This window comes from Lactobacillus gigeriorum DSM 23908 = CRBIP 24.85 (assembly GCF_000296855.1).
Classification (GTDB): Bacteria; Bacillota; Bacilli; order Lactobacillales; family Lactobacillaceae; genus Lactobacillus; species Lactobacillus gigeriorum.
Map to the genome: position 1 here is coordinate 1 of NZ_CAKC01000075.1, position 22095 is coordinate 22095.

At 34.8% G+C, this 22095-nt stretch carries 26 protein-coding genes and 1 pseudogene; 11 read left to right on the forward strand and 16 right to left on the reverse strand.

Annotated elements, in window-relative coordinates:
• The first annotated feature begins 286 nt into the window (after positions 1-286).
• Positions 287-718, forward strand: coding sequence for a hypothetical protein (locus tag BN52_RS07275; RefSeq protein WP_008473803.1), 432 nt, complete (start codon positions 287-289; stop codon positions 716-718).
• Between the two features lie 105 nt (positions 719-823).
• Here BN52_RS07275 and BN52_RS07280 read toward each other — a convergent pair whose 3' ends face one another.
• Positions 824-2137 (reverse strand): C1 family peptidase, encoded by a 1314-nt coding sequence (locus BN52_RS07280; RefSeq protein WP_008473804.1) that lies wholly within the window; start codon positions 2135-2137, stop codon positions 824-826.
• Between the two features lie 233 nt (positions 2138-2370).
• On the opposite strand from BN52_RS07280, the gene BN52_RS07285 reads away from it, so the two are divergent.
• Entirely contained in the window at positions 2371-3168 is a 798-nt protein-coding gene (locus tag BN52_RS07285; protein WP_008473806.1) for a hypothetical protein, read from the forward strand.
• Between the two features lie 67 nt (positions 3169-3235).
• On the opposite strand, the gene BN52_RS07290 is transcribed toward BN52_RS07285, so the two are convergent.
• On the reverse strand, positions 3236-3868 hold the full coding sequence (locus BN52_RS07290) for a tyrosine-type recombinase/integrase (RefSeq protein WP_008473807.1): 633 nt from the start codon (positions 3866-3868) through the stop codon (positions 3236-3238).
• Positions 3869-4285: 417 nt separating this feature from the next.
• On the opposite strand from BN52_RS07290, the gene pepV reads away from it, so the two are divergent.
• The 3 genes from pepV (at position 4286) to BN52_RS07305 (ending at position 7781) form a co-directional block, all read left to right on the forward strand.
• Complete coding sequence (gene pepV, locus BN52_RS07295) at positions 4286-5689, forward strand: dipeptidase PepV (RefSeq protein WP_008473808.1); 1404 nt, start codon at positions 4286-4288, stop codon at positions 5687-5689.
• 125 nt (positions 5690-5814) lie between these two features.
• On the forward strand, positions 5815-7398 hold the full coding sequence (aspD, locus tag BN52_RS07300) for an aspartate 4-decarboxylase (RefSeq protein ID WP_008473809.1): 1584 nt from the start codon (positions 5815-5817) through the stop codon (positions 7396-7398).
• A 38-nt stretch (positions 7399-7436) separates the two neighbouring features.
• The gene (locus tag BN52_RS07305) at positions 7437-7781 is read left to right on the forward strand and encodes a hypothetical protein (protein ID WP_008473810.1); all 345 of its coding nucleotides are present in this window, start codon (positions 7437-7439) and stop codon (positions 7779-7781) included.
• Between the two features lie 796 nt (positions 7782-8577).
• Here the strand turns inward: BN52_RS07305 and BN52_RS07310 are convergent.
• From BN52_RS07310 to BN52_RS07350, 10 genes are all read right to left on the reverse strand, one after another.
• Positions 8578-9459: a GH25 family lysozyme gene (locus BN52_RS07310; RefSeq protein WP_008473812.1), complete on the reverse strand. Its 882-nt coding sequence runs from the start codon at positions 9457-9459 to the stop codon at positions 8578-8580.
• A complete protein-coding gene (locus BN52_RS07315; protein ID WP_008473813.1) occupies positions 9452-9904 on the reverse strand; it encodes a phage holin in 453 nt (150 codons plus the stop codon). The genes BN52_RS07310 and BN52_RS07315 overlap by 8 nt, the downstream gene beginning before the upstream one ends.
• Positions 9894-10106 (reverse strand): MreC domain-containing protein, encoded by a 213-nt coding sequence (locus BN52_RS10240; protein ID WP_008473814.1) that lies wholly within the window; start codon positions 10104-10106, stop codon positions 9894-9896. Before BN52_RS10240 ends, BN52_RS07315 begins: the two co-directional genes overlap by 11 nt.
• Before the next feature lie 14 nt (positions 10107-10120).
• Entirely contained in the window at positions 10121-10510 is a 390-nt protein-coding gene (locus tag BN52_RS07325) for a hypothetical protein (protein WP_040473481.1), read from the reverse strand.
• Positions 10494-10661, reverse strand: a complete 168-nt coding sequence (locus tag BN52_RS09940; protein ID WP_008473815.1) for an XkdX family protein — start codon at positions 10659-10661, stop codon at positions 10494-10496. Before BN52_RS09940 ends, BN52_RS07325 begins: the two co-directional genes overlap by 17 nt.
• Positions 10654-11172, reverse strand: coding sequence for a hypothetical protein (locus BN52_RS09635; RefSeq protein WP_008473816.1), 519 nt, complete (start codon positions 11170-11172; stop codon positions 10654-10656). Before BN52_RS09635 ends, BN52_RS09940 begins: the two co-directional genes overlap by 8 nt.
• Positions 11173-11224: 52 nt before the next feature.
• Positions 11225-11497, reverse strand: coding sequence for a Txe/YoeB family addiction module toxin (locus BN52_RS07335; protein WP_040473482.1), 273 nt, complete (start codon positions 11495-11497; stop codon positions 11225-11227).
• The gene (locus BN52_RS07340) at positions 11490-11765 is read right to left on the reverse strand and encodes a type II toxin-antitoxin system Phd/YefM family antitoxin (protein WP_008473819.1); all 276 of its coding nucleotides are present in this window, start codon (positions 11763-11765) and stop codon (positions 11490-11492) included. The genes BN52_RS07335 and BN52_RS07340 overlap by 8 nt, the downstream gene beginning before the upstream one ends.
• 131 nt (positions 11766-11896) lie before the next feature.
• Positions 11897-12370: a hypothetical protein gene (locus tag BN52_RS07345; protein WP_008473820.1), complete on the reverse strand. Its 474-nt coding sequence runs from the start codon at positions 12368-12370 to the stop codon at positions 11897-11899.
• 49 nt (positions 12371-12419) lie between these two features.
• Complete coding sequence (locus BN52_RS07350; RefSeq protein ID WP_008473821.1) at positions 12420-12968, reverse strand: hypothetical protein; 549 nt, start codon at positions 12966-12968, stop codon at positions 12420-12422.
• Between the two features lie 88 nt (positions 12969-13056).
• Here BN52_RS07350 and BN52_RS07355 point away from each other — a divergent pair, with 88 nt between their 5' ends.
• Together BN52_RS07355 and BN52_RS07360 are read left to right on the forward strand one after the other, a co-directional pair.
• Positions 13057-13647 carry an LPXTG cell wall anchor domain-containing protein gene (locus BN52_RS07355; protein WP_008473822.1) on the forward strand — a complete coding sequence of 197 codons (591 nt, stop codon included), beginning with the start codon at positions 13057-13059 and terminating at the stop codon, positions 13645-13647.
• A gap of 369 nt (positions 13648-14016) precedes the next feature.
• Complete coding sequence (locus BN52_RS07360; RefSeq protein WP_008473823.1) at positions 14017-14298, forward strand: hypothetical protein; 282 nt, start codon at positions 14017-14019, stop codon at positions 14296-14298.
• Positions 14299-14312: 14 nt separating this feature from the next.
• On the opposite strand, the gene BN52_RS07365 is transcribed toward BN52_RS07360, so the two are convergent.
• Positions 14313-14624, reverse strand: a complete 312-nt coding sequence (locus BN52_RS07365; RefSeq protein ID WP_008473825.1) for an Aminoglycoside 3-phosphotransferase — start codon at positions 14622-14624, stop codon at positions 14313-14315.
• 64 nt (positions 14625-14688) lie between these two features.
• The gene (locus BN52_RS07370) at positions 14689-15216 is read right to left on the reverse strand and encodes a hypothetical protein (protein WP_008473826.1); all 528 of its coding nucleotides are present in this window, start codon (positions 15214-15216) and stop codon (positions 14689-14691) included.
• Positions 15217-15383: 167 nt separating this feature from the next.
• Here BN52_RS07370 and BN52_RS07375 point away from each other — a divergent pair, with 167 nt between their 5' ends.
• Positions 15384-16202 (forward strand): Cof-type HAD-IIB family hydrolase, encoded by an 819-nt coding sequence (locus tag BN52_RS07375; RefSeq protein ID WP_008473827.1) that lies wholly within the window; start codon positions 15384-15386, stop codon positions 16200-16202.
• 67 nt (positions 16203-16269) lie between these two features.
• On the opposite strand, the gene BN52_RS09640 is transcribed toward BN52_RS07375, so the two are convergent.
• Positions 16270-17331, reverse strand: coding sequence for a tripartite tricarboxylate transporter TctB family protein (locus BN52_RS09640; protein WP_008473828.1), 1062 nt, complete (start codon positions 17329-17331; stop codon positions 16270-16272).
• Positions 17332-17528: 197 nt separating this feature from the next.
• Here BN52_RS09640 and xerS point away from each other — a divergent pair, with 197 nt between their 5' ends.
• Entirely contained in the window at positions 17529-18623 is a 1095-nt protein-coding gene (gene xerS, locus BN52_RS07385) for a tyrosine recombinase XerS (RefSeq protein ID WP_008473829.1), read from the forward strand.
• Positions 18624-19099: 476 nt separating this feature from the next.
• Here xerS and BN52_RS07390 read toward each other — a convergent pair whose 3' ends face one another.
• Positions 19100-20020 (reverse strand): aldo/keto reductase, encoded by a 921-nt coding sequence (locus BN52_RS07390; protein WP_008473830.1) that lies wholly within the window; start codon positions 20018-20020, stop codon positions 19100-19102.
• 135 nt (positions 20021-20155) lie between these two features.
• On the opposite strand from BN52_RS07390, the gene BN52_RS07395 reads away from it, so the two are divergent.
• Entirely contained in the window at positions 20156-20854 is a 699-nt protein-coding gene (locus tag BN52_RS07395; protein WP_008473831.1) for a LexA family transcriptional regulator, read from the forward strand.
• A gap of 20 nt (positions 20855-20874) precedes the next feature.
• Positions 20875-22017: pseudogene (locus BN52_RS07400) on the forward strand (Y-family DNA polymerase); the annotation flags it as partial.
• Positions 22018-22095 lie beyond the last annotated feature (78 nt).

Consider the following 22095-nt stretch of genomic DNA (forward strand, 5'->3'; position numbering starts at 1 on the left):
TCTGGTATTGTTTAAATTTTTAGCTGTTTCGTATTTCATAATTTAAGATTATAGCAGATGTTTCGCAGTAACTCTATTAATAGAAAAAAAGATTAGTTAATTAGTCAACTTTGGTTGCAAGCCAAGGTTGGCTTTTTTATTGAGATTTATAGCGAGATAAATCATTTGACTGTAAAGACAAAATGGTGTTATATTAAGAAATATTTAAGATATTGAAACGGTACAGTAAGTATATTTTCATATGGCTAAGTAGCAAGATTAGTATTTTAAAGAGTGAGGTGTCATCATGAAAAAAATCATCGCAGCTGTGGTGGTAGCACTATTATTAATTGGCGGTGGCGTATTCTACTACCAAAATCAACAAACAGTGCCTAACTACCTGGTAAATTCCAGACTAGAAACAGCTCAAAATCCCAATGATAACAAGCTTGGTGGATATTACAGATTGCTTTTTACCAAAAACAAAGCTACATTGGTAGTATTTTCAAACGCTGTAAAAACTAAGTCGTCAAATAAAGTCGATCAAAAACTTTTTCAAGCAGTAGCTGGCAATAAATCAATAGCTACAGTAGGTCGAAATGCAGATTTAGGCAGAGTTCATGTAACTAAGGATAATAATAAACTAGTTGTTAAATCTAAGAAGTTAACTCTAACTTTCACAATTAATGATAACGCCTATTATACCGATGATGGCACCATGTGGTTAGTTGCCAAGTAAGCAAGTAAAAGCAAGATTTTGTTTTGCTTGCTTTTTATTTTGTTAGAAAAACTGCATAAAAAAACGAATCATCCCTTTAGAGAAGATTCGTAAAAAAACACATAATTATGCCATTGAGTCCCAAGCTGGCATTGCTTCTGCTTCGCCTTCAGCTAATGCAACTTGTTCTTTGGTTAAGTATTTCTTGTGAACAACAACTTCATAAACATTTTCGTTAAACCAATCATTGTCCATTACGTAGTAACCCTTGTTACCAACCTTGTCGCCCCAAGAGTTTTCTACTTTCCATTGGCGAATTTCACCATGATCTTCGTCAACACCAACAAGTGTCATTGCATGGCTCATTACGCCTTCACCAGTAGCCAAACAGTCAGCTTTGGTCATTTCGAAATCAACACCAAACAACTCATCAAACTTGTATAAATCAGTTGATAAGAAACCAGTTTTGTTATCTTTGCCTTTAGCGACATCATTGGTAAACCAAACAGCTTCGCCATCCTTTAATTGAGCAATTGCAGCTTGTGCCAAATATTCCATTGGAACGTTCAAGTATGTATTAGGGTGCTTGCCATTAACATTATCTTCGAATGGAAGTGAGTAAAGTTTGTTGTACTCATGATCCGGTGCATTTGCCAAGACAACATAATCGCTAAAATCAACATCTGATAAATACTTGTTAAAGAATGCCACTGGGGTCAAATCCTTTTCAAGATGATAATTCTTGTCATCATCACGATATTCAAGATCAAATGTCTTTGGTGGTTCACCAACAGCGATTGCAGTCATGCGGTAAACTTCATTTAAGAATTGTTTACGAGCCTTTTCCAAACCTTCTTGATCACCGGCTTGGGCTAATTTACGCAAAACTAGGGCATCTTTCTTTTCCTTTTTTGATAAAGTTTCGATCAATGCACTAGTATTGTTAGAGTTAAAAGTTTCAGGCATCGCATATGAAGGTACCACACCATACTTTTCGATTAATGAAGTAGCCATATGCCAAAGGCCACCATCATGACCAGCTAAGTCTAAGTATGCACGAACAGTGCGATCAGACAATGGCTTATCAGCTGATGCAATAATTTGATCATAAAAAACGTTGGCACGTTCGACTTTATCCCAGAAAAAGTTATAAGCTTGAGAAAAAGTAAAATCTTTTGCCTTATATTTTTTACCAAAATTATGACGAAGTACGTTTAAGGCTGAAAATTCCCAGCAACGACCTGAGTGAAGTTGGTTAGTTACATTATTTGTATCTAATTCAGTTGAAAAAACGTGGGTCAATTTTTGTGAGACTTGGTCATTATATGAAGCTTCATAAATGCCACTACGTCTAGCTGCTCTTGAAACAACTTGATTACTTGCTTTACTATTAAAATCATGACTAAACTCTTCGAGTTCTTGAATCGTTAATTCGTGCATATAATTCTCCTTGATTAAAAATATATAAAAATTATACCATAAATCAATGATGATGGTGATATTTTTACATTTTTTACCATAATTACCATAAAAATAATTATGTAAAGCTATTTTGTTGATGTGTTACAAAAACGTTAAATTATAGTAAAACTGAAAGCCTTTCTTAAAATAAACGGGCTATAAGTCTGGTATAATACGACTAAAGAGAGTTTTTTGATTAAGGAGTATACTATATGAAAAATAAACTTGGTCTAACAGCTGTTACGCTTTTGGCAGCCTTGTCATTAGCTGCTTGTGCTAACAATGGTAACCAAAGTAGTTCACAACCTCAAAAACAATCTAGTTCAAAGGTGCAAAAAACAGAATCAAGCAGCAAAGAAAATTCCTCAAGCAAGGAATCTTCTAGTCAAGCACCTAAGCAAAGTAGAATTGATAGTTTAACCGCAAAATTACATAAGGTTTTGCCAAATATGCTTTTGCCTACCAAGGACGGTTTAGGACAAGGCAGTGAAAACTTAAATGCTCGTTACACAACTGCGTCAGATAAAGATGTTGTGTACTACAGTGTAGGTAACAGTCCGGTTGCATTTAATGCTGCAAGTTTACAAAACGAAAAGCCATATGCTGTTCTTACCGAATACAAGAATGTTTCTGATGCTGATAGCATTATTAACTACATGCCAGCTCAAACTGGTTTACCAACTGTGAAGTTAGATGCTAATACTACTGCAACTAGTGAAGGAGCAGCTGGTCAAAAGTATCTTCAATGGAATAAAGGTAAATGGTCATACGTTGTTCAAGCAAGTAGCGTATTGAAACAAGACGGAACTAAAAAAGCTAAAGAACTTTTGAATTTAGTAAACGAATATGGCATGCCTGCAACTACTACCAACAGTAGTGTTCATGTAATTGTTGGTGACAGCGTTGGTTCATTGAATACTGTAATCTCATGGCAAAATGGCAATAATGTATACCAACTAAAAGCACATGACACAGAAACAGCATTTAAGATGTTAAGTAGCTTACAATAATTATAATTATGTAAATTAAAAGGATCAAAACTCGATCGAGAGCATTTGATCCTTTTTTTATTCCATTTTATCCAAAGTCAATTTTACTTAGTTTACTTTCAATCGTCTCACGATCCACTCCAATATACCTTAGGGTCATACTTTCGCTTGAGTGATTTAACAGCTTCATTACTAAACCGATGTCATGATTACTTTGTTGGTAAACACGATAAGCGCCAGTCTTACGCATGGTATGTGTTCCTAAATAATTAATTCCCAACAGCTTGCCGACATCATCCATAATATGCCAGTATCGTTTGCCATCGATATGTTTTTGTGGATGACGAAAACTAGGGAATAGCCATGGACTACTAAAAACTTTAACTTTTGGATGTTCTTTTTGATATTGCTTAAGGTATTGATAGTATTCGGTCAGATCTTTAGTAATCGGTAAAAGAAATAGGGTGTTTGGTTTGCCAGTTTTTTGATCGAAGATATATGCATTTCGTTTAATTTCACCATCGTCTTCGTAAACATCGGATTTTTTAAGGGCTAATACATCACTTACCCGTAAGAGGGTAGCTTTACCTGTTTGAAAAATAGTATAGTTACGCATCCCATCTTCTGTTTGCGTTTTAAGAGCTTGTTGAACTTCTTCCATTACGACAGTATCTCGTATTGGCTTTACATTATGAATTTGTCGCTGTTTATGATTGACCATTATGTTGCTTTCTTTCTAAACGTCTTTATTTAATAATACTGAATTATAACGCTTAAGCAAATTTTACCATAGAATAATAAAAGTGGTCAAAAGTACTGATTTATAAAGGGGTTAGCAGTTCTGTTATATTTTCTAGGCGTCTTTTCTGCATTATGACGCCTAGAAAAAGAAGTTCAAATTTCTTAGTACTATTCATTATTTTTTCTTTCCCACAAGTGAATTTTGTCTTGAATTTAATCAATGCTGAGATCGCAATTCTAGGGCCAAGTTCATTTCATTTGGTTGATAGTTAATCAAACAAGTTTATAGAAGCTCAATTTAGAAATTTGATAATATTTTTGCAAAATAATCCTGTTTTACGTGTTTTTAAAAAAAGTATGATAAAATTTAATTAATTAACTACAGAAAGGACTTATTATGGATTTAAATTACAAAGAATTAGCTGCTGCTAAGAAAGACGATATTTTAAGAGACTTAGCTGAATTGATTGCAATCGATTCATCAGAAGATCTTGAACACGCTACTGAAGAATTTCCTGTAGGTGAAGGTCCTGCTCGTGCAATGCAAAAGTTTTTATCTTTTGCTGAAAGAGATGGCTTCCACGTTAAAAACGTTGAAAATTATGCTGGACGTGTCGACTTTGGTGAAGGTGAAAAGCGTGTTGGCGTAATTGGCCACATGGACGTAGTTCCAGCTGGTGATGGTTGGGTAACTGATCCATTCAAGATGTTAATCGAAGATGGTAAGATCATTGGTCGTGGTAGTGCCGATGATAAAGGTCCAGCTCTAGCAGCATACTATGGTATGTTACTTTTAAAGGAAGCTGGTTTTGAACCTAAGAAGAAGATCGACTTCGTTGTTGGTACTAACGAAGAAACTGGTTGGGTTGGTATCAATTACTACTTGAAACATGAACCAACTCCAGACCAAGTATTTTCACCAGATGCTGAATTTCCAATTATCAATGGTGAACAAGGTATTTATACCCTTAAGCTTGAATTCAAACCAGAAGCTGGTGAAGGCTCAGTTAAATTAGTTAAGTTTGAAGCAGGTATTGCAGCAAACGTTACTCCTCAAAAGGCCTTTGCTACAATTGAAGCTGACAACTTAGAAGAAATTAAGTCTGAATTCGATAAGTTCATCGCTGATAATAAACTTGAAGGTGAATTTGCAATTGAAGGTTCACAAGCTAAGCTTGAAGTAACTGGTCAAGGTGCACACGCAAGTGCTCCTCAAGTTGGTAGAAATGCTGCCACTTTCTTAGGCTTATTCTTAGATAGTCTTGATTTAGCAGGAACTGCTAAGAATTATGTTCACTTCTTAGCTGAAGTAGAACACGAAGACTTCAAGGGTGAAAAGCTTGGTATTGCTCATCACGATGACTTGATGGGTGATCTTTCAAGTGCTCCAAGTATTTTCCATTTTGATGCTGATAGCGCATACTTGCTTGATAACATTCGTTACCCTCAAGGTACTGATCCAGATAAGATGGTTAGTCAAGTTGCTGAAAAATACAGCGATATCTTAACCCCATCATATGATGGTTTTGAAGAACCTCACTATGTACCTGGTGATGATCCACTTGTTAAGACCTTGTTGGCAGTTTACGAACATCAAACTGGTAAGAAGGGCCACGAAGTAGTTATCGGTGGTGGTACTTATGGTCGTTTATTTGAACATGGTGTTGCTTTTGGAGCTCAACCTGAAGATGCACCAATGGTAATGCACCAAGCAAATGAATATATGAAGGTTGATGACTTAATCGATTCAATTGCTATTTACGCTGAAGCTATTTACGAATTAACTAAAGATGCTGATTAATCTAAATAAGGGCTTTGTCTGTTTTGGGACGAAGCCTTATTTTTTTAATAAAACTTACAATTTCTTTGTTAGTATAGGGACTGATCGGGTATAATGATAATAATCTATAGTAGAAGGAAAATAATATGTCAAATACTGATCTAAATAGTTTGAGTCCATTTGAATTTAGTTTATTTTTACATGAAGAAGTTAAGAAGCAACCTGGCTTACCATTGTTAGATGCAGGACGTGGAAATCCTAACTGGACTTCTCCAACTCCTAGAGAAGCTTTCTTTCTATTGGGTGAATTTGCAACAAGTGAATTAATTTTTTCTCAAGAAGAAAATGCTCTTGGCAGTCAAATCAACAGTAAACAAGCACGTTTAAAATTATTTGAAGCTTTCTTGTCAAAAAGAGATACGCAAGGTAGTCGTTATTGGCAACATTTGTTAAAGCATAGAGATTTGATTAAAGGCGATTTTGCTAGTTGGTTTGATGAGGCATGTGATGCGATTACAGGTGACAATTATCCAAGTCCAGAACGTGTTCTTGATGTAGCTGAAGGTCCGTTAAAACGCTTCATGACCAAAGCATTGTTTGATGAAAATGAAGTTGATTTTGATGTATTTCCGGTAGAAGGTGGCGCAGCAGGTATTTGTTATGCTTTTGATACCCTGATGAATTCCCATTTACTCCATAAGGGTGATAAGATTGCTTTATTTTTACCTACTTTTGCTCCTTATGTTGAATTACCTCATCTTTCTTCTTATATGTTTGAAGTAGTACCAATTAAAGCAGCAAGGGTAAAAGTTGGAGATCACGTCGAATATACTTATCCTGATTCCGAATTACAAAAGTTATCCGATCCAGAAATCCAATTAGCCGTTTTGGTTAATCCGTCCAATCCTAATTCCAATGCTTTAAATGACGAAAACCTCAAAACGATCAAAGAAATTGTTACTAATAAACGGCCAGATTTATTGTTTATCTCTGATGATGTTTACGGCACCTTTGTACCCAACTTCAAATCACTGTTTGCGGTAATACCTGACAATTGCTTATGTTTATATTCATTTTCAAAGTATTACGGAGCTACAGGCTGGCGTTTAGGTGTGCTTGCTGTATCAAAGAACAATGTAATGGAAAAGTTGATCGAAAAATTACCAATGCATTGTAAACGGAAAGTTTCTGCTAGATATGCACCATTAATGATCAACGATCGCCTTAGTTTTATCGATCGCTTAGTAGCTGATTCTCGTGATATCACTTTGAATCACGTTGCTGGTTTATCAACTCCTCAGCAAATGATGATCACGCTATTTTCAATTTATGGAATTGTTCAAAATGGTGCGCACTATCAACAATTAATTATGCATTTGTGTCATAAACGAGAGGATCGTTTCTTTGAGGTTATGGAACTTCCAAGCTTAAGAAGCGAATATGATACTGCTTATTATTGTGATTTAAATATTATCAACTGGGCAAGTGAACATTATAATTCAGAATTTGCTGAATATCTCGAAACAGAATGGAGTACAGTTGATTTCCTTACTGAATTAGCAAGAAAAGAGCATGTTATTTTGCTTAGAACAGCACCATTCGGAAGCGATTTGTGGTCAGTTAGAATATCTTTGGCTAATCTTCATACCCATGAGTATGGTGAATTAGGAGAACGAATTATTCACTTTGTTGATCAAATTTATCAAAAGTTTTTGGAACAAACTAAATAATTCAATGTCTATGTTCTGGTACAAAGAAGGATATTATTTTGAAAAATAATACTGCAAAAATGTTTTTATTTGCTACAACAATTTCTATTTTTTGCCTAATTGCATTTATTTTTATCGGAAATACAATTTGGAAGAATTATCTGATAGAAACAACGATTACTCAAGAGTCTAACAGAGATTATCGAACTGATAAAAATACTTTAATACATTTACAGAAGAGAAAGTCATTGACGGTAGATATTACGAGTGATAATCAAGGATCCGGGGATATTTTATATTACGTTGAAGAAATAAATGGTCGATTTTATGATGTAACTTATAAGAATAAAAATGGACAGTTGAAACTTAAGTCAATTTTCCTTCATCCAGATAATCATGATTGAAAATATGTTTAAAGTATTGCCTACTAGTGGGTGATACTTTTTTATATGCATAAAGTGATTACTTTAATCACACTTGTATTATACAAAATACAAGTAATAAAGGAAACATTGAGAAAGAAAATGATGTTGATTTTTAGTTATACTTGATGAAATAAGGAAATTATTGCTCATTTTTGCTAGAGATAATTATTCAGCGAAATAGAGTCACATCAACTTTACATAATATTTTTATTGTTAAAAATAGAATCTGATTGAAATCTATTTGATTCATTTTGCGTAATTCATAATTATTTATGATGTTAAATACTGGTCAAGATATCAAAATTAGCAAGAATTTATGTAGTTATGATAAATAAAAATTGATTAGTTCACGACATGTAAAACAAGCATAAATGTTGAATTGATGAGCCAGAAAAAAATTATTTTGCTCAGTATATTTTTGAAATTTAACCACAATTTGGATGTTGTTGGTAAAATGCTGATTTTGACACTTTTGGGCACGCTACTATTTTTTATATGTTTAGTTTAGATAAAACAGTAATTTTAAGCACACTTGTTTGTGGGTTTGCCTTTATTTCAACAAATGCTTTTATAAAGCCTTCTATGACAGTTTTACTGTGTCCTAAATTTTCCGACAAAATACAGTAAAATACATGATTTTTCAAAAAATTGTCTTCTTTTTTTGCACACAAAAAAGCCGGTACCTGGGAAGTACCGGCTTTCTATAACGCTAAACTTAAAAGATAAATTCATAGGACGACTAAATTGTCCATATGTATATTTTAGAACAAAATTACTACTTTTTGAAGTATTTAGCTGGTGCAAGTTGCTGATTAGTGCCCAATTTGTAATATTTAACGCCTTTAATGGTTAAGGTATCAATCAGTTTCCAAGTTGTGTTGGTTCTAATATACTTACCAGTTAAACGACCATCACTGTCATGTAAAGCGATTTTCCAATTAGGGTCACCGTTGATTATAGGAGCATAAACAGTTGTAACTTTTTTTGCTACCTTTCTTGTTGTTGTAACTGCTTTAACCGGTTTATCTGCCTTTTCGCCGTGTAGGTCGATTAGGCTAATATTGCCATCAACGTTTAAACCGCACCAATTAGAACTAAACTGCCATATCGCAACTCCGTTCATAGACGGGAACCAGTTGAAGTCAGGCTTGCTGATAGCACTCATAGTCATATATGATGCTACCCAGATACAGTCACCAAACTTTTTAACGACTTGGTTAGTATCAATGTTGTTTCTTAAAAGGCTCGCACCACTGTAAAGCATAGGATTGTACCCTGCTTTTTTAATAACGTTCATAAAAGCGATAATCGCACTGGTATTACTTGAACGTGAATTAACAACTACGTTACCATCACCGGTTTCCCAGTCAAGCGCCAGATAGCGTTTTTTGCTGATGTTTAAATACTTAGCACGTGATACAAAGTACTTAGCTTCCGCTTTTGCCCGTGATACCGAATTTCCAAATGTAGCAAAATGGTAAGCATGAACATAAAGCTTTAACTTGTGTGCACTTCTAACCTGTGATACTGCTTTTGGATTGAAGTACCCTATTCCTTCGGTTGCTTTAACAAAAACATACTTAGCACCAGCATTAGCATATCTAGTTAAATCGGTGTACTGATAGTTTGCCACGTCGATTCCATACTGTCTACTCATGATCAGTTGCACCACTTTCAACATTTGAAGGCTCTACAATTGCGCTTTCAGCGCTACCAGTTGGTTGCACAATATCGGTTTCTGCCACTGGTTCGGCGGTAACTCCGCTATCAGCTTGTGGTAAAGATTCGTTTGCTAAGTGCATACCATTTACTGCCTTTTCAATCGCTCCGTTAATCACTTGTGGTGTTGCACTAAGTCCTACAACTTTAAGCGCTTGTGAAATAATCTCACTTGCATACTCTCGTTTAGCTTCGTTGTCCATACCTGTAAACTCAGCTTCATGAACTGCAAAAGTAGCAACTTTACCTACTGCGTCTAAAACTTGTCCAAACTTTGTTGATTTATTAATTTTTTGCTTGTTGTGAGCATAGATACCAGCAATAACTGCTAGTGTCCAACTTGCAACCGTGATACCTAAATATAAATAGTCTTTAATTGTCATTTTTTAAAAGTTCCTTCCTTAAACGGTCGTTTTCAGCTTCGAGATACTCAACCCGTGCGGTCAGTGTCTGTACCCTTTTACTTAAACGATCATTTTCTTCATCAATCCGATCCTGTTTGTTTTTGATTGAGCTTAAAAAAAGCGTAACTAGTCCTGTAATTATTGGTGTCAGTACTTGAATGAGACTTATTATATCGTGCAAGTGCTACACCTCACTTATCGTTTTCTAGTTCTGGTTGATCGTCTATAATAAGCTGTCAACATAATGTCAGCTAAAAAATACATATCTAGGATAATGCTAGGCTTTAACCTAAAATAGCCCACAAAGTAAATATGAATTAATTCAATAGCTAGCATAAAACTTACAAACGCTGCTGCGACTGCTAATAGTAAACCCACAAAAAAATCATTTTTGATATTAAAAAAACCGCATATCATAAGTAAGATACCGGTTATCAGTGCAATAATATCAATTCTTAAATCATTAAATGTAGGTGCCCATTCTGGCGGATAAAAATAAAAGTTACGATCAGATAAAAAAGATAATGACAGAGCTAGGAGTGTTAAGCCAATTAAAATAAAGCTCGTGTTAAGCCTGCGCTTCATAACTATCACCCGAAATCTCTTGAAACTGATCCTTTGTAATAAAGCCGTACGTTACATAACTTCTAAGAGTCGCTTTATCAATCCAACCAAGTGAGTACTGTTCTTTGTACAAACTGGTAAGGTCAATTGGAGTAAATGTAAAGCTAATCATTCTTATCACTTCCTTCCATTGGTTCAGATGGTTCGGCAGAGTTATTTTTACTGTTTAAACCATCAACAACTTGCTTCATAGTGCTTGCAATGCTGTTAATCTGACCGTTCATCTGTCCAATCGTGTTTGTAAGTGTAAGTTGCATTTGTTGAAGTGTATCTAACCGCTTATCGCTTGCATCTTGCTTAGTTTGATTTTCTTGAAGTGTAGCAATCTTTTTGCTTGTGTCGTTTAAGTCATCTTGCAATTTAGCAAGCATTTGTGTTTGAGTCTTAGCAGACGCTTCAACCCATGTGTTAAGTTTTGTATCCCAAACAGGGTTTACCAAGTCATCACTTGATTTAACATCGTGCCACCGCCAAGGGACTTGATCCAATTTTACCGTTGTATAAATTGGAACACAGTACTTTTTAACATCAGGACTTTCAGGATTACTGTAATAGTAAACAAACAATCCTTTAAACTCAATTGAACCATCATCATTAATTTTTGCCGTGTCAGTTTCAACCATAATTTTTACCTCTTTCGTGTATAAAAAAAGCTTGCATATGCAAGCTTTTCTTTTAATAGTGATATTTACAACTGATTATTTCAATACTATCAGCTGTTACCGCATAAACTAAGCGATCAGTTTGATTAATCCGTCTAGACCAGTAACCAGACAACACATTCTTTAAAGGCTCAGGTTTACCCTTACCTTCAAAAGGATGCCTTCTAGTATCTTCAATCAATTCATTAATTTTCTTAACCGTTTTTTTGTCTGTCTTTTGCCATGATAAATATTCATCAAAACTAATATTCACAAAACAAACGTTTAATTTTCTTTTGCTATTCATTCTTTATAAATTCTTCCCATTCTTCAGGGCTAAATTTTTTTGAATATGATTTAGCTTTGATTCCGTTTAATAATACTTCCCTATTAGCAGGACTACTTAACAAATAATTAGTTTCTTGAATTGATTGAAACTCTTTTTCAGACATGATTACCAAATTTTCACCTTTTGGACGTGCAACTAAAACAATATCATTGTAATTAGTTACATCATCTGCGTACTTTTTAAAATTATCACGAATATCACGTGTTGTTACTGCTTGTATACTCATATTTTCCACCTCTGGTATAATTATACATCAAGTACACAAAAAAGTACACAAATAAATACGTTTTTATATCAGTCTCTCATTATTTGCAACTATTTTTTAGTCGCTATAATGCAATTTAGGTTCATAACCTCTTAATTTTGCCAGAAAATAGCAAATTGATTTATATAAGAATTGTCATATTGTGGTACATAAAGTGTTCCATTCTGTTCTATCCTACAATTCAACTGTTCTCGCCGATGATTATAAACGGTTAAAGTAAACTCTGATCCTAAATCGTAATCAAACTTGATCCAATAAGTTATCGCAATTGGAGTATACTGATCTGAACAAAAAACAAATTGTACATATTTATTTTTGAATGAACTTAAAAATTCGCCAAAATGATAGAAATTCGTTCCCCAATTAACTTGATCGTAGTTTGAAGTTCTGGGATCACCCGTATTTGGTCCCCAATTTAATACGTGTTCTTCTGGTTTACCGCTACTAGCTGAATATTTTTGACCATCTACTGTTATGCTACCATCATCATTTTTTTGAAGCGCATAAAAAGAGTTTCCAGCTAATGCCAAACCTTTAACATCGTGACCGTCTATAACTAAGCCCATGCTAGCACCTTCTTTCTTAGTGCTAACTTGTAGCATTCGTAAAGGTGGGTTAGGTATCTAATTCCCCCCCGAATACAATAACTGTAAGGCTTACAAAACCGTTGTATTGGTTAGGGATGTTTCTTAATTCGTACTCACCGCTGTTATTAGCATCAAAAGCTGGACTACTTACATGGTAACTATTATCATAACCTTCATTTATTGTTAGGCTATCAATGTATTGATCTGTATACTCTGTATCACTAAAACTATTTATTTTATAAGCCAATGTAGCACCTGGATAAGTTGCAGGATAAACAAAAGGTAAAGTCATTGATCCTAGCGTAAATAGGTGTCCCCAAACTAAACCCAGTGAAATAGTTTTACCTGTTAAGTCTGGTAAATAGTTTTTTGAAACACTGATATAGTATGAATTTCCGTTAAGTCCAATATCGCTTGAACTAACTTTAAAGTTATAGATTTTAGGGTTAACTGATGCACCTTGTGTGTACTTTTTGCCGTTGATCGTGACACTATCGCCGTTAAAAATAGCGCTATAAAACGATTGTCCGCCTAGCGCTAAGCCGTTGACGTTGTGTCCGTCTATCACTAGTCCCATGCGTTACCTCCTAGAAATAATATAAATCGTTTGTCTGCTTGGATTTTGTCTCTGCTTCACTCTGCGAGCTTGCATAGATAGGCTTCTTTTGCTCCAACTTGCTTATACGGCTTGCAAGGCTTTTTACCAGACTGTTACTCTAGAGCGGACCTACACTAGTATTGCTGGTAGTGACGAAAAAACTTATAGTGATTGGACTACTGGAAAATGGGAAAAATTCACTGCTCCTGAATTAGTTGGCTATACTGCTCTTCCTACTTCTGTTGATGCAGTTGAGGTAACTTCTGAAAGTTTGGATGCTATTGTCGATATTTACTACAGGGCTGATGTACCAGTTCTTTCAGTTACTCCAGTTGATCCAACGGATCCTTCCACTCCAGCTACTCCAGTCGACCCAACGCATCCTTCTACCCCAACTACTCCGGTTACTCCAACGGATCCTTCCACTCCAACTAATCCAGTTGATCCAACAGATCCTTCTACTCCAACTATTAATGTAAAAAACAACATATCTAATGAACTTGCCAGCGGTTCAAAAGTTGAAGACGAAGTAGACGCTACTACAGATTCACAAGAAAAATTGCCACAAACAGGTAATAAATCAAGTGTAATTTACTCAATTTTTGGATTGATTTTAACTTCTCTTCTTGGAGTATGGACAATTATTCGCAAGCATTAATAAGATCCGTAAATTTTTAAAATAAACTAATATCTAACCATTAATATGCATAAACCGAAAGATCCAAATATGAATCTTTCGGTTTTTTGTGCTTAATTTCAAATAAGCTTTGACAAATGAGACTTTTTATAATTAATATCTACTAAAAGTGTGATAATAAATAAGCTAAAACTAATAATATCTTTATAAAATTCGTTTATTTCGTAAATCGATAGTGCTTGTTGCATAGTAATAGTAAGCGATTACAATTATATTTTTGAAATTACTTTTTATCTTTATTTTTTATTTTATTTCATTTAAGTCATTATATCATTATATATCTCTTCATAGTAAAATAAATGTGAACTTAAAGTTTAGGAGGAAATATGTATGAAAAAGCAAAAAAAGTGGGCTATTGCCCTCATCTCTGCATTAATTGAAGTTAGTATAACTGTAACAACTGTTCAAGCAGCCGACAATGATTCTTCTACCAATCAAGTCGTAACACAAGTAATTAGTTCTGACAGTTCAACTAACGAAAACAAAGTAAGTTATGATAAGCATGATTATTTTTCAAGTAACCCGAAAATTATTCGAGTAAAACACAGTACTACTGCCTATAAAGATGCAGCTATGAACAAACCTGCTGGAACTGTCAAATTTTATGTGTAAATAGATTTTTCTGGTTACTTTAGATACATAGGGTCAACGCAGTCTTGACCAATTGCCTTGACCGTTAACAGATAATCTTCTTTATCCTGTAAATATAAGATAATTTTAGGTGCTAATCCTTTTTGGTAAAAATAGGCAGTTCGTTCTACTTCTTCTTTTAAAGCTCCTAAGCTAGCAACTTTTAGGAAATATCCGCAGTCTTTCTTTAGATAATATGTTCTTGCATCCCTGGAAGAGCTACTATCAAAAATTTCTGCATTTTTTAAGTAGTTTCTCAATTCTTTTGGGAATTTGCTTAACTCCAACTTGACAGGTACTTTTTTCATCGATTCACTTAAACAAAAGAGTAGCAGAATCTAAAATCCTGCTACTCTTCAATAAGCTATATTATTATGCTAAATCTTTAGATCTGTATGCATATCCGGTAACCCAGAATCCTGCTCCATGAGCGATTCTTACAGCAGGAACCATCTTACCGTTCTTTTTCTTCATAGTGAAGCCATAATATTCACCAGAACCTGAGCTTTGGAACCAGCCTTTAATGTTTAGGTAATTGATGCCATCGTGCATTACTCTTTGACCTCTTACCCAACCTTTAGTTGCGTATTCAGCTTGTTTTCGTTCTTCACTAGTCATCTTCAAGAAATCGCCAACTGAATTCTCGTCATTTACATAGACATAGGCAAATTCGTTAGCATCTTCAATTGTATGAGCTAAAACTCTTAACTTATAGATCTTTTTTGACAACTTGTTAGTCATTGGATCAACTTGACGGTAATACCAAGTACCACGTAATTCGACTGGAGTAGTATATTCTCCTAAATTACCATATGAAGCAGCATCTACCTTTTGTGGGTGCAAAGTCATCACACCAACTGTAGCAAGCAAAGTTGCTAAGGCCATCCATAATTTCTTCATAGCTGTTCCTCCTTAACAAAAAAATCCTTTTTCCAATTATAATTATAACTTAGTATAATTGTTTTTTGAATACGTATAGCAAGAAAATAGCTGGTTACTATATCGAATAAAGCGTTTTTTTGCTAAAATAGGTACAGTTTAATTTATAGATGAGGAAAGATAACATTATGACTGAACTTCCATTTAAAGCAATTGCTGTTGATATGGATGGAACCTTCTGTGGTTCAGATCGTTCATATGATCATCAACGTTTCAGTAAGGTTCTTGATGAATTAGAAAGAAGAAATATCGTATTCATCCCTACTAGTGGCCGTCCTTTATGTCGTCTTGAAATAGATTTTGAAGAATTTAAAGATCGTTTAGATTATGTTGCCGATAACGGTGCGGTTTTAGCAATTAAAGACAAAATCGTAGATAAAATCTCGTTTCCTTTTGAAACTGTCAAACAAGTTTGTGCCTATGTAAAAGAGCACTATCCAGATAATTTGCGAACCATTACTATCAGTGGAATTGAAAATTCTTACTGCCTTGCTAGTCAAAGCGAAGAGCAAAAGGCATATTCTAAGTACTACTACCCTAACCTGAAGCAAATTGATGACTTTGAAAACCTGCCAGAAGATGATTATACTAAGTTGAACTTCCATCTGTTGGCAAAGTTGATTCCTGAAATGGAACGCGACTTTAACGCTAAGCATGACCAACCGATTAGAATCACTTCTAGTGGCTGGGAAGACAACGATATTATTCCTCAAGGCGTCAATAAAGCTGAGGGCTTAAAGCAGCTATTAGCAATTTTAAAAATTGCACCAAAAGACTTAGTGGCATTTGGTGACGGCTTAAATGACCTAGAAATGTTAAAATTAGCCGGTCATAGTTATGCAATGGAAAATGGCAATCTTGAAGTTAAGAAAATCGCCGATCATATTGCGCCTCCAAATACTGAAATGGGCGTATTAGCTGTTTTAGAAGAATATTTAGGATTATAGTAAAAAGCTGTTTGAACTCAACTAGTCCAAGCAGCTTTTTAGATTTAAAAATTATTATTCTGTATATTTAATCATCGATAAAATCGTAGCTCGATAACCCATCAATTGAAGTATAAAGAACTTTGCTCGTATCATCTGGGTTTAACAATGATACTGGAACTTTTAGATGTACTTTTTCATATAATGCTTCTGAAATTTTATCTATTGAATCTGTCACTCCATTCCAATGATCAGTATCACCATCAAGTGCTTCACTTATGATATCTCTATAACCATCGTCGTAAGGAAGGATGGTTATAGAGATATCATAATCTGTTTGATATTCTACTTTTGCAATCCCTTCATAGTTTTTCTTAAGTATGCCTAATGCAACAGCAACTTTTTCTTCTTTTGAATAGTTATCAATGTCTTCGTCTGAATCATCTGAACTATCGGTATCTTCATCAGAATCGTCTGAATCTTCATCGTCCGATGTATCATCGTCTTCGTCGTCTGAGTCATCTTCATCATCTGAATAGTATTCAACCAATTTACTGTCTGCTTTAAATACTGTATTACTAATTCCGGATTTCTTAATTGCTTTTCGTAAATTACTGTTAATCACATGGTCACTAAATTTTTCATTATAACCCTTTACAGCAAGTACTTTAAATTTTAACTTTTGCCCTTTCTTTAAAGTGTCCGAAGGATACAGTTCATCAACATCATCAATAACAATGCTAAATTTATGTTTTTTAACTAATTCATATCCATCCTTATCAATATCACTAGGCGATGCCTCATTTGTACTATCATAGTCTTTTACAGAACTCTGGGCTATAATTTTTGCTCCATTTGGGGCATCAGTAGTTCCCTTAACAACTATTCCACCATCGTCATTGGATTTTTTACTTGTAACTTCAACCTTATAAACCTTTAAGCCATGATAACTGGTCGGCTGAGCATCTTTAGTATTATTTACTGAATCATAAATTAATCCAAAAAAGAAAAAGCAAAATATTGATATTCCAACCCCTAATAAATATTTTCTTCGATTTTTTCTTTTAAACAGACTGATTATGAACCCTATAAAATAATATATAGCCATTGCTGCTGCAATCATGCAACATATAATCAAAAAATTTCCCATACTGTTGTCCACCTATTTCTTTCTAAACTTCTCCAACTAGTATTTTACTTATTCATATATACAATTCAACTAATTATTTTCGCTGTTACTATATTCAAGATAAATATATTAGCTGACATTCCATCTTAATATTGGCTTTTGTTTATTAATACCATTCTTGTATAATAGAGACAGATTAATTTTAGGAGGCTGCCTGCATGGATGCAAAACAATATTCAAAACTTATCGATAAAGAATTGCAAGATATGCCATTATACGTTTTTTATTATAGTCAGCAACCTAATTTAGCAATAACGACTGTCTACCAATATTTAACCGAATTTCGTCGCTTCTTCGATTGGTTAAGACAGGCTCCGGCTGATATCGAACATCCCGATAATGGCAATATCAGCAACGCTTCAAGCAACAAGGATATTAAGCTTGAAACTCTTGAAAAATTGCAAGCTGCTCAAGTTCAAACATTTTTGAAAGAATTGAGTTTTCGCGAAAATAAGCAATCTACTCGTGATTCTCGCAAAACTATCAATCGTACGATTAATGCCTTGCGGTCTTTATTTCATTATTTAACGGTTACTGCTGATTTAAAAGATGGTGAACCTTATTTCTATCGCAATGTCATGTTAAAAATTCCTCTAATTAAAGGCAGCAAAGAATCAATTTCATATCGTAATGCCAAGTTTGCCCCAATGCTCTATCTTGGTTCAAAAAAGCATGATTGGCTTAACTTTATTGCCAATGACTACGAAAATACGCTCAGCAATCGGGCTCGTTCGTCATTTTTATTCAATAAAGAGCGTGATTTGGCTATCATAGCTTTGCTGTTAGCTTCTGGTATTCGGGTATCTGAATTATCACGGCTCAATTTAAAAGATTTCAATCGTCGTGAACGAAGTATTATTGTCGTCCGCAAAGGTGGAAAAAAAGATGCGCCATTAATTGCGGATTGGGCTATTCCTTATATAGATAATTATCTTGAAATCCGCGAGCAACGTTATCAACCAGACAAAAATGAACCAGCATTATTTTTGACTAAGTATGCGGGCAAGGCCAAGCGAATTGCAACCAATACAGTTGAAAGGTTTGTCAGCAAATATTCCGAAGCTTTCCCTGAAGGAAATCGCACTACTCCTCACAAGTTACGGCACTCACTAGGAACCGAACTCTATGATGAAAGCAAGGACGTAATGGTAGTTGCTACTCAATTAGGACATACGGGAATATCCGCTACAGACCAATATATTCAACAAGCTGAAATCGATAAACAACGCAAGCAACTTAATAAAACCGAATAATATGAATTATATTTATCAACTACAAAAAAATAATTCGACTTTTTTCTAAAAGACCTACCAAATCGTTTTTTTGTATGTTACAATAAATCTTGAAATAAGTTGTATATCACACCTTTTCTTGATAGTAAATCTGTCAGACATCTGCTTGGTTACAATTTCTCATTCACAGCCACATAATCATAGTCATCTTAATTGGTAAACCTAGTTTTCTATGAGGATCTAGTTGATATAGATAATCTGGAGGCAACTAGTTTATACAATTGCGGTTGGATTTGTTCTTCAATTGTTCTGTCGATCGGTAGAGCTGGTTGGATTACTTTTTGAGAATTTATCAGATTGTTTGATGATTTACTTAGGTGTGGCTTTTAGCTAGACATTAATAAGTTACTTGTATACGAAATCAAAGCGTAGTGAATCAGTTTTTAATTTGTTCACTACGCTTTGATTTTTCTTTTGTTTATTTTCTTACTATTGCTTTATGGCAAATCATGACCAGCAGCTAAGTATAAGTCATACCATTCCTGCTTAGTCAATTTAACGTCTGCTCCTTCAGCAGAATCAGCAATATGTGCTGGGTTCATCGTTCCAATCAGCATTTGAATCTTAGCCGGATGGTTCAAAATCCAGGCTGCAGCAATTGCATTTTTACCAACGCCATACTTACTGCCCAAGTCTTCAAGTGCCTGATTGATCTCAGGAAAATCCGGATTGCCAATAAACGTACCATTGATAAAACCATATTGGAATGGCGACCATGCCTGCATAGTTATCTTATGAGCCATCAAATAGTTTAAAATTTGCCCATCGTGATTAATTGCCGGTTCATCTTCCATATTAGTATGTACGTTAAAATCAATCATTCTACTATGCATTAAGCCAAACTGTAATTGATCAAACATTAAAGGTTGGCTAACTGCGGTTTTAAGTAGTTCGATTTCTGATGGATTGAAGTTGGAAACACCAAAGAAGCGGACTTTACCACTTGCTTGTAATCGGTCGAAGGCTAGTGCTACTTCTTCTGGATCCATTAAAATATCTGGTCGATGCAAGACCAAACTGTCTAAATAATCGATCCCCATCCGAGAAAGAATCCCATCTACTCCAGCTAAAATATGTTCTTTGGCAAAATCATATCTTTTTCCAGGTACGATTCCTGTTTTTGATTGAATGAATAAATCTTGACGAGCAATCTTGCCTTGTTTTAAAGCTTCCCCAAAAACTTCTTCTGATTTGCCGCCACCATAGATATCCGCTGAATCAATGAAGTTAATGCCGTGTTCCATACTGGTCTTAAGTACTTTAGTTGCTTCGGCTACGCTTTTACTACCCATCCGCATGATTCCTAAGGCCATTGCTGGAATCTCTAAAGTCGTTGGCCCCATTTTAATATATTTCATTAACTTGTCCTCTTTTCTATAAAAGCTATACTTTTATTATTACACGTAACCGCATACATTGGAAAGACAAATTGCATTTTAATTATTTTTTGTGCTAAAATTGTGTTGCATAATAATGCAACAAGGAGGAAAAATATGTTTTCACCCGAGAAATTGGCTATGCGAAGAAAAGAATTAGGAATGTCTCAAAGCAAAATTGCTGCTTTGCTTGGGATCAACCGCTCTTCATATTCTCGCTGGGAAAAAGGATTAACCAAACCAAATCAAGGTAATCTTGAAGAACTAGCAGAAATATTGCATACCAAAACAACAACTTATTTTGAATCAGAATATGACATTATTAATAATTATCTTCAATTAACGCCACATAATCAAAAACGAGCTGATAACTATGTCCAGAATTTATTAACCCACCAACAAGATGAACTTTCTCCAAGTTCCTTGTATGCTTACCAAGTATTAAGCGATATTAAATTGGCTGCTGGTTTGGGTAATGGCTTTACCGATGAGTTTTCAAAAGAGACGGTTTATTCAGACAAGCAATTTACTGGCTTTGATATCGCCGCTTGGATTGATGGGGATTCAATGGAACCAGTCTATCATAGTGGCGAAGTAGCTTTAATTAAAACCAGTGGTTTTGATTATGATGGGGATATTTATGCCATTTCATGGGATGAACGAGTTTTCATCAAAAAATTATATCGAGCTGACCGTGGCTTTAAAATGGTTTCGCTTAATCCTAAGTATCAGGATCGGTTTATTCCGCTGATTGACCGTCCTCAAGTTGTTGGTAAAGTTGTCGATCATTTTATGCCAATTTTCGATTATGAATAAAGACAAAGCAGGTGATTTTTGTGGGCTATATTGATTATTCTAGTGAGCCAAAATCTGACATTGCATTTATTGATATGAAGTCTTTTTATGCCAGCGTCGAATGCGTTGATCGCGGACTTAATCCATTAACTACGTCGCTATGCGTAATGAGTAATGCCGATAATGCTAGTGGGTTAATTTTAGCCTCGTCCCCTATGTTCAAAAAGATTTTTCATAAGACCAATGTAGGAAGAGCTTATGATCTACCATTCAACATTCGTACTCGGAAATTCTCTTATTATAAAGCGAAAAAACAAGGCTTGCCTATGACACCAGAATACATTCAATATATAGAATATTGGGCTAAACGCACTTTGATTGTTCCTCCACGCATGGAACGCTATATTGAAAAGAATTTGCAGATTTTCGATATTTTTCAACAATATGCCAGTAGAGATGACATTTTACCTTATTCGATTGATGAAGGCTTTATTGATTTAACGGCTTCACTTAATTATTTTGTTGAAGAACCTACCCTTTCTCGAAAAGAAAAATTGGACTTAGTTAGTGCCCGCATTCAAAGAGATATTTGGCGTCAAACAGGGATCTATTCAACTATTGGTATGAGCAACAGTAATCCGCTTTTAGCAAAATTGGCATTGGATAATGAAGCCAAACATACTAAAACCATGCGTGCTAATTGGTCTTACGAAGATGTGGAAAGTAAAGTTTGGGCAATTCCGAATTTAACTGACTTTTGGGGAATCGGCTCCCGAATGGCCAAACGCCTAAACCAAATTGGTATTACCAACATTCAAGAATTAGCGAATGCTAATCCAGACCTATTAAAAACAAAATTTGGCGTTATTGGCGTACAGCTTTGGTTTCATGCTAATGGTGTTGATGAATCTAATGTTCATCATCCTTATGTCCCTAATTTAGCTAATCGTTCAATTGGAAATTCACAAATCTTGCCAAGAGACTACTATGAACAAGCGGAGGTTGAACTGGTATTAAGCGAGATGGCTAAACAAGTAGCAATTCGTTTGCGGAAAAATCATAAACAGGCAACCAAAGTAAGCATTCATGTGTCATATAGCAAGCTGACAGATTTACCATCTTTGAATACACAAATGAAAATTGAAGCAACTAACAGTACCAAAGAATTGACTGCCGCTGTATTATTAGAGTTACTGCGAAACTAGATAGCCAGTTCTTGGTTGATGATCCCGCAGATTAAATTCATTCTTAAATTAAAACGT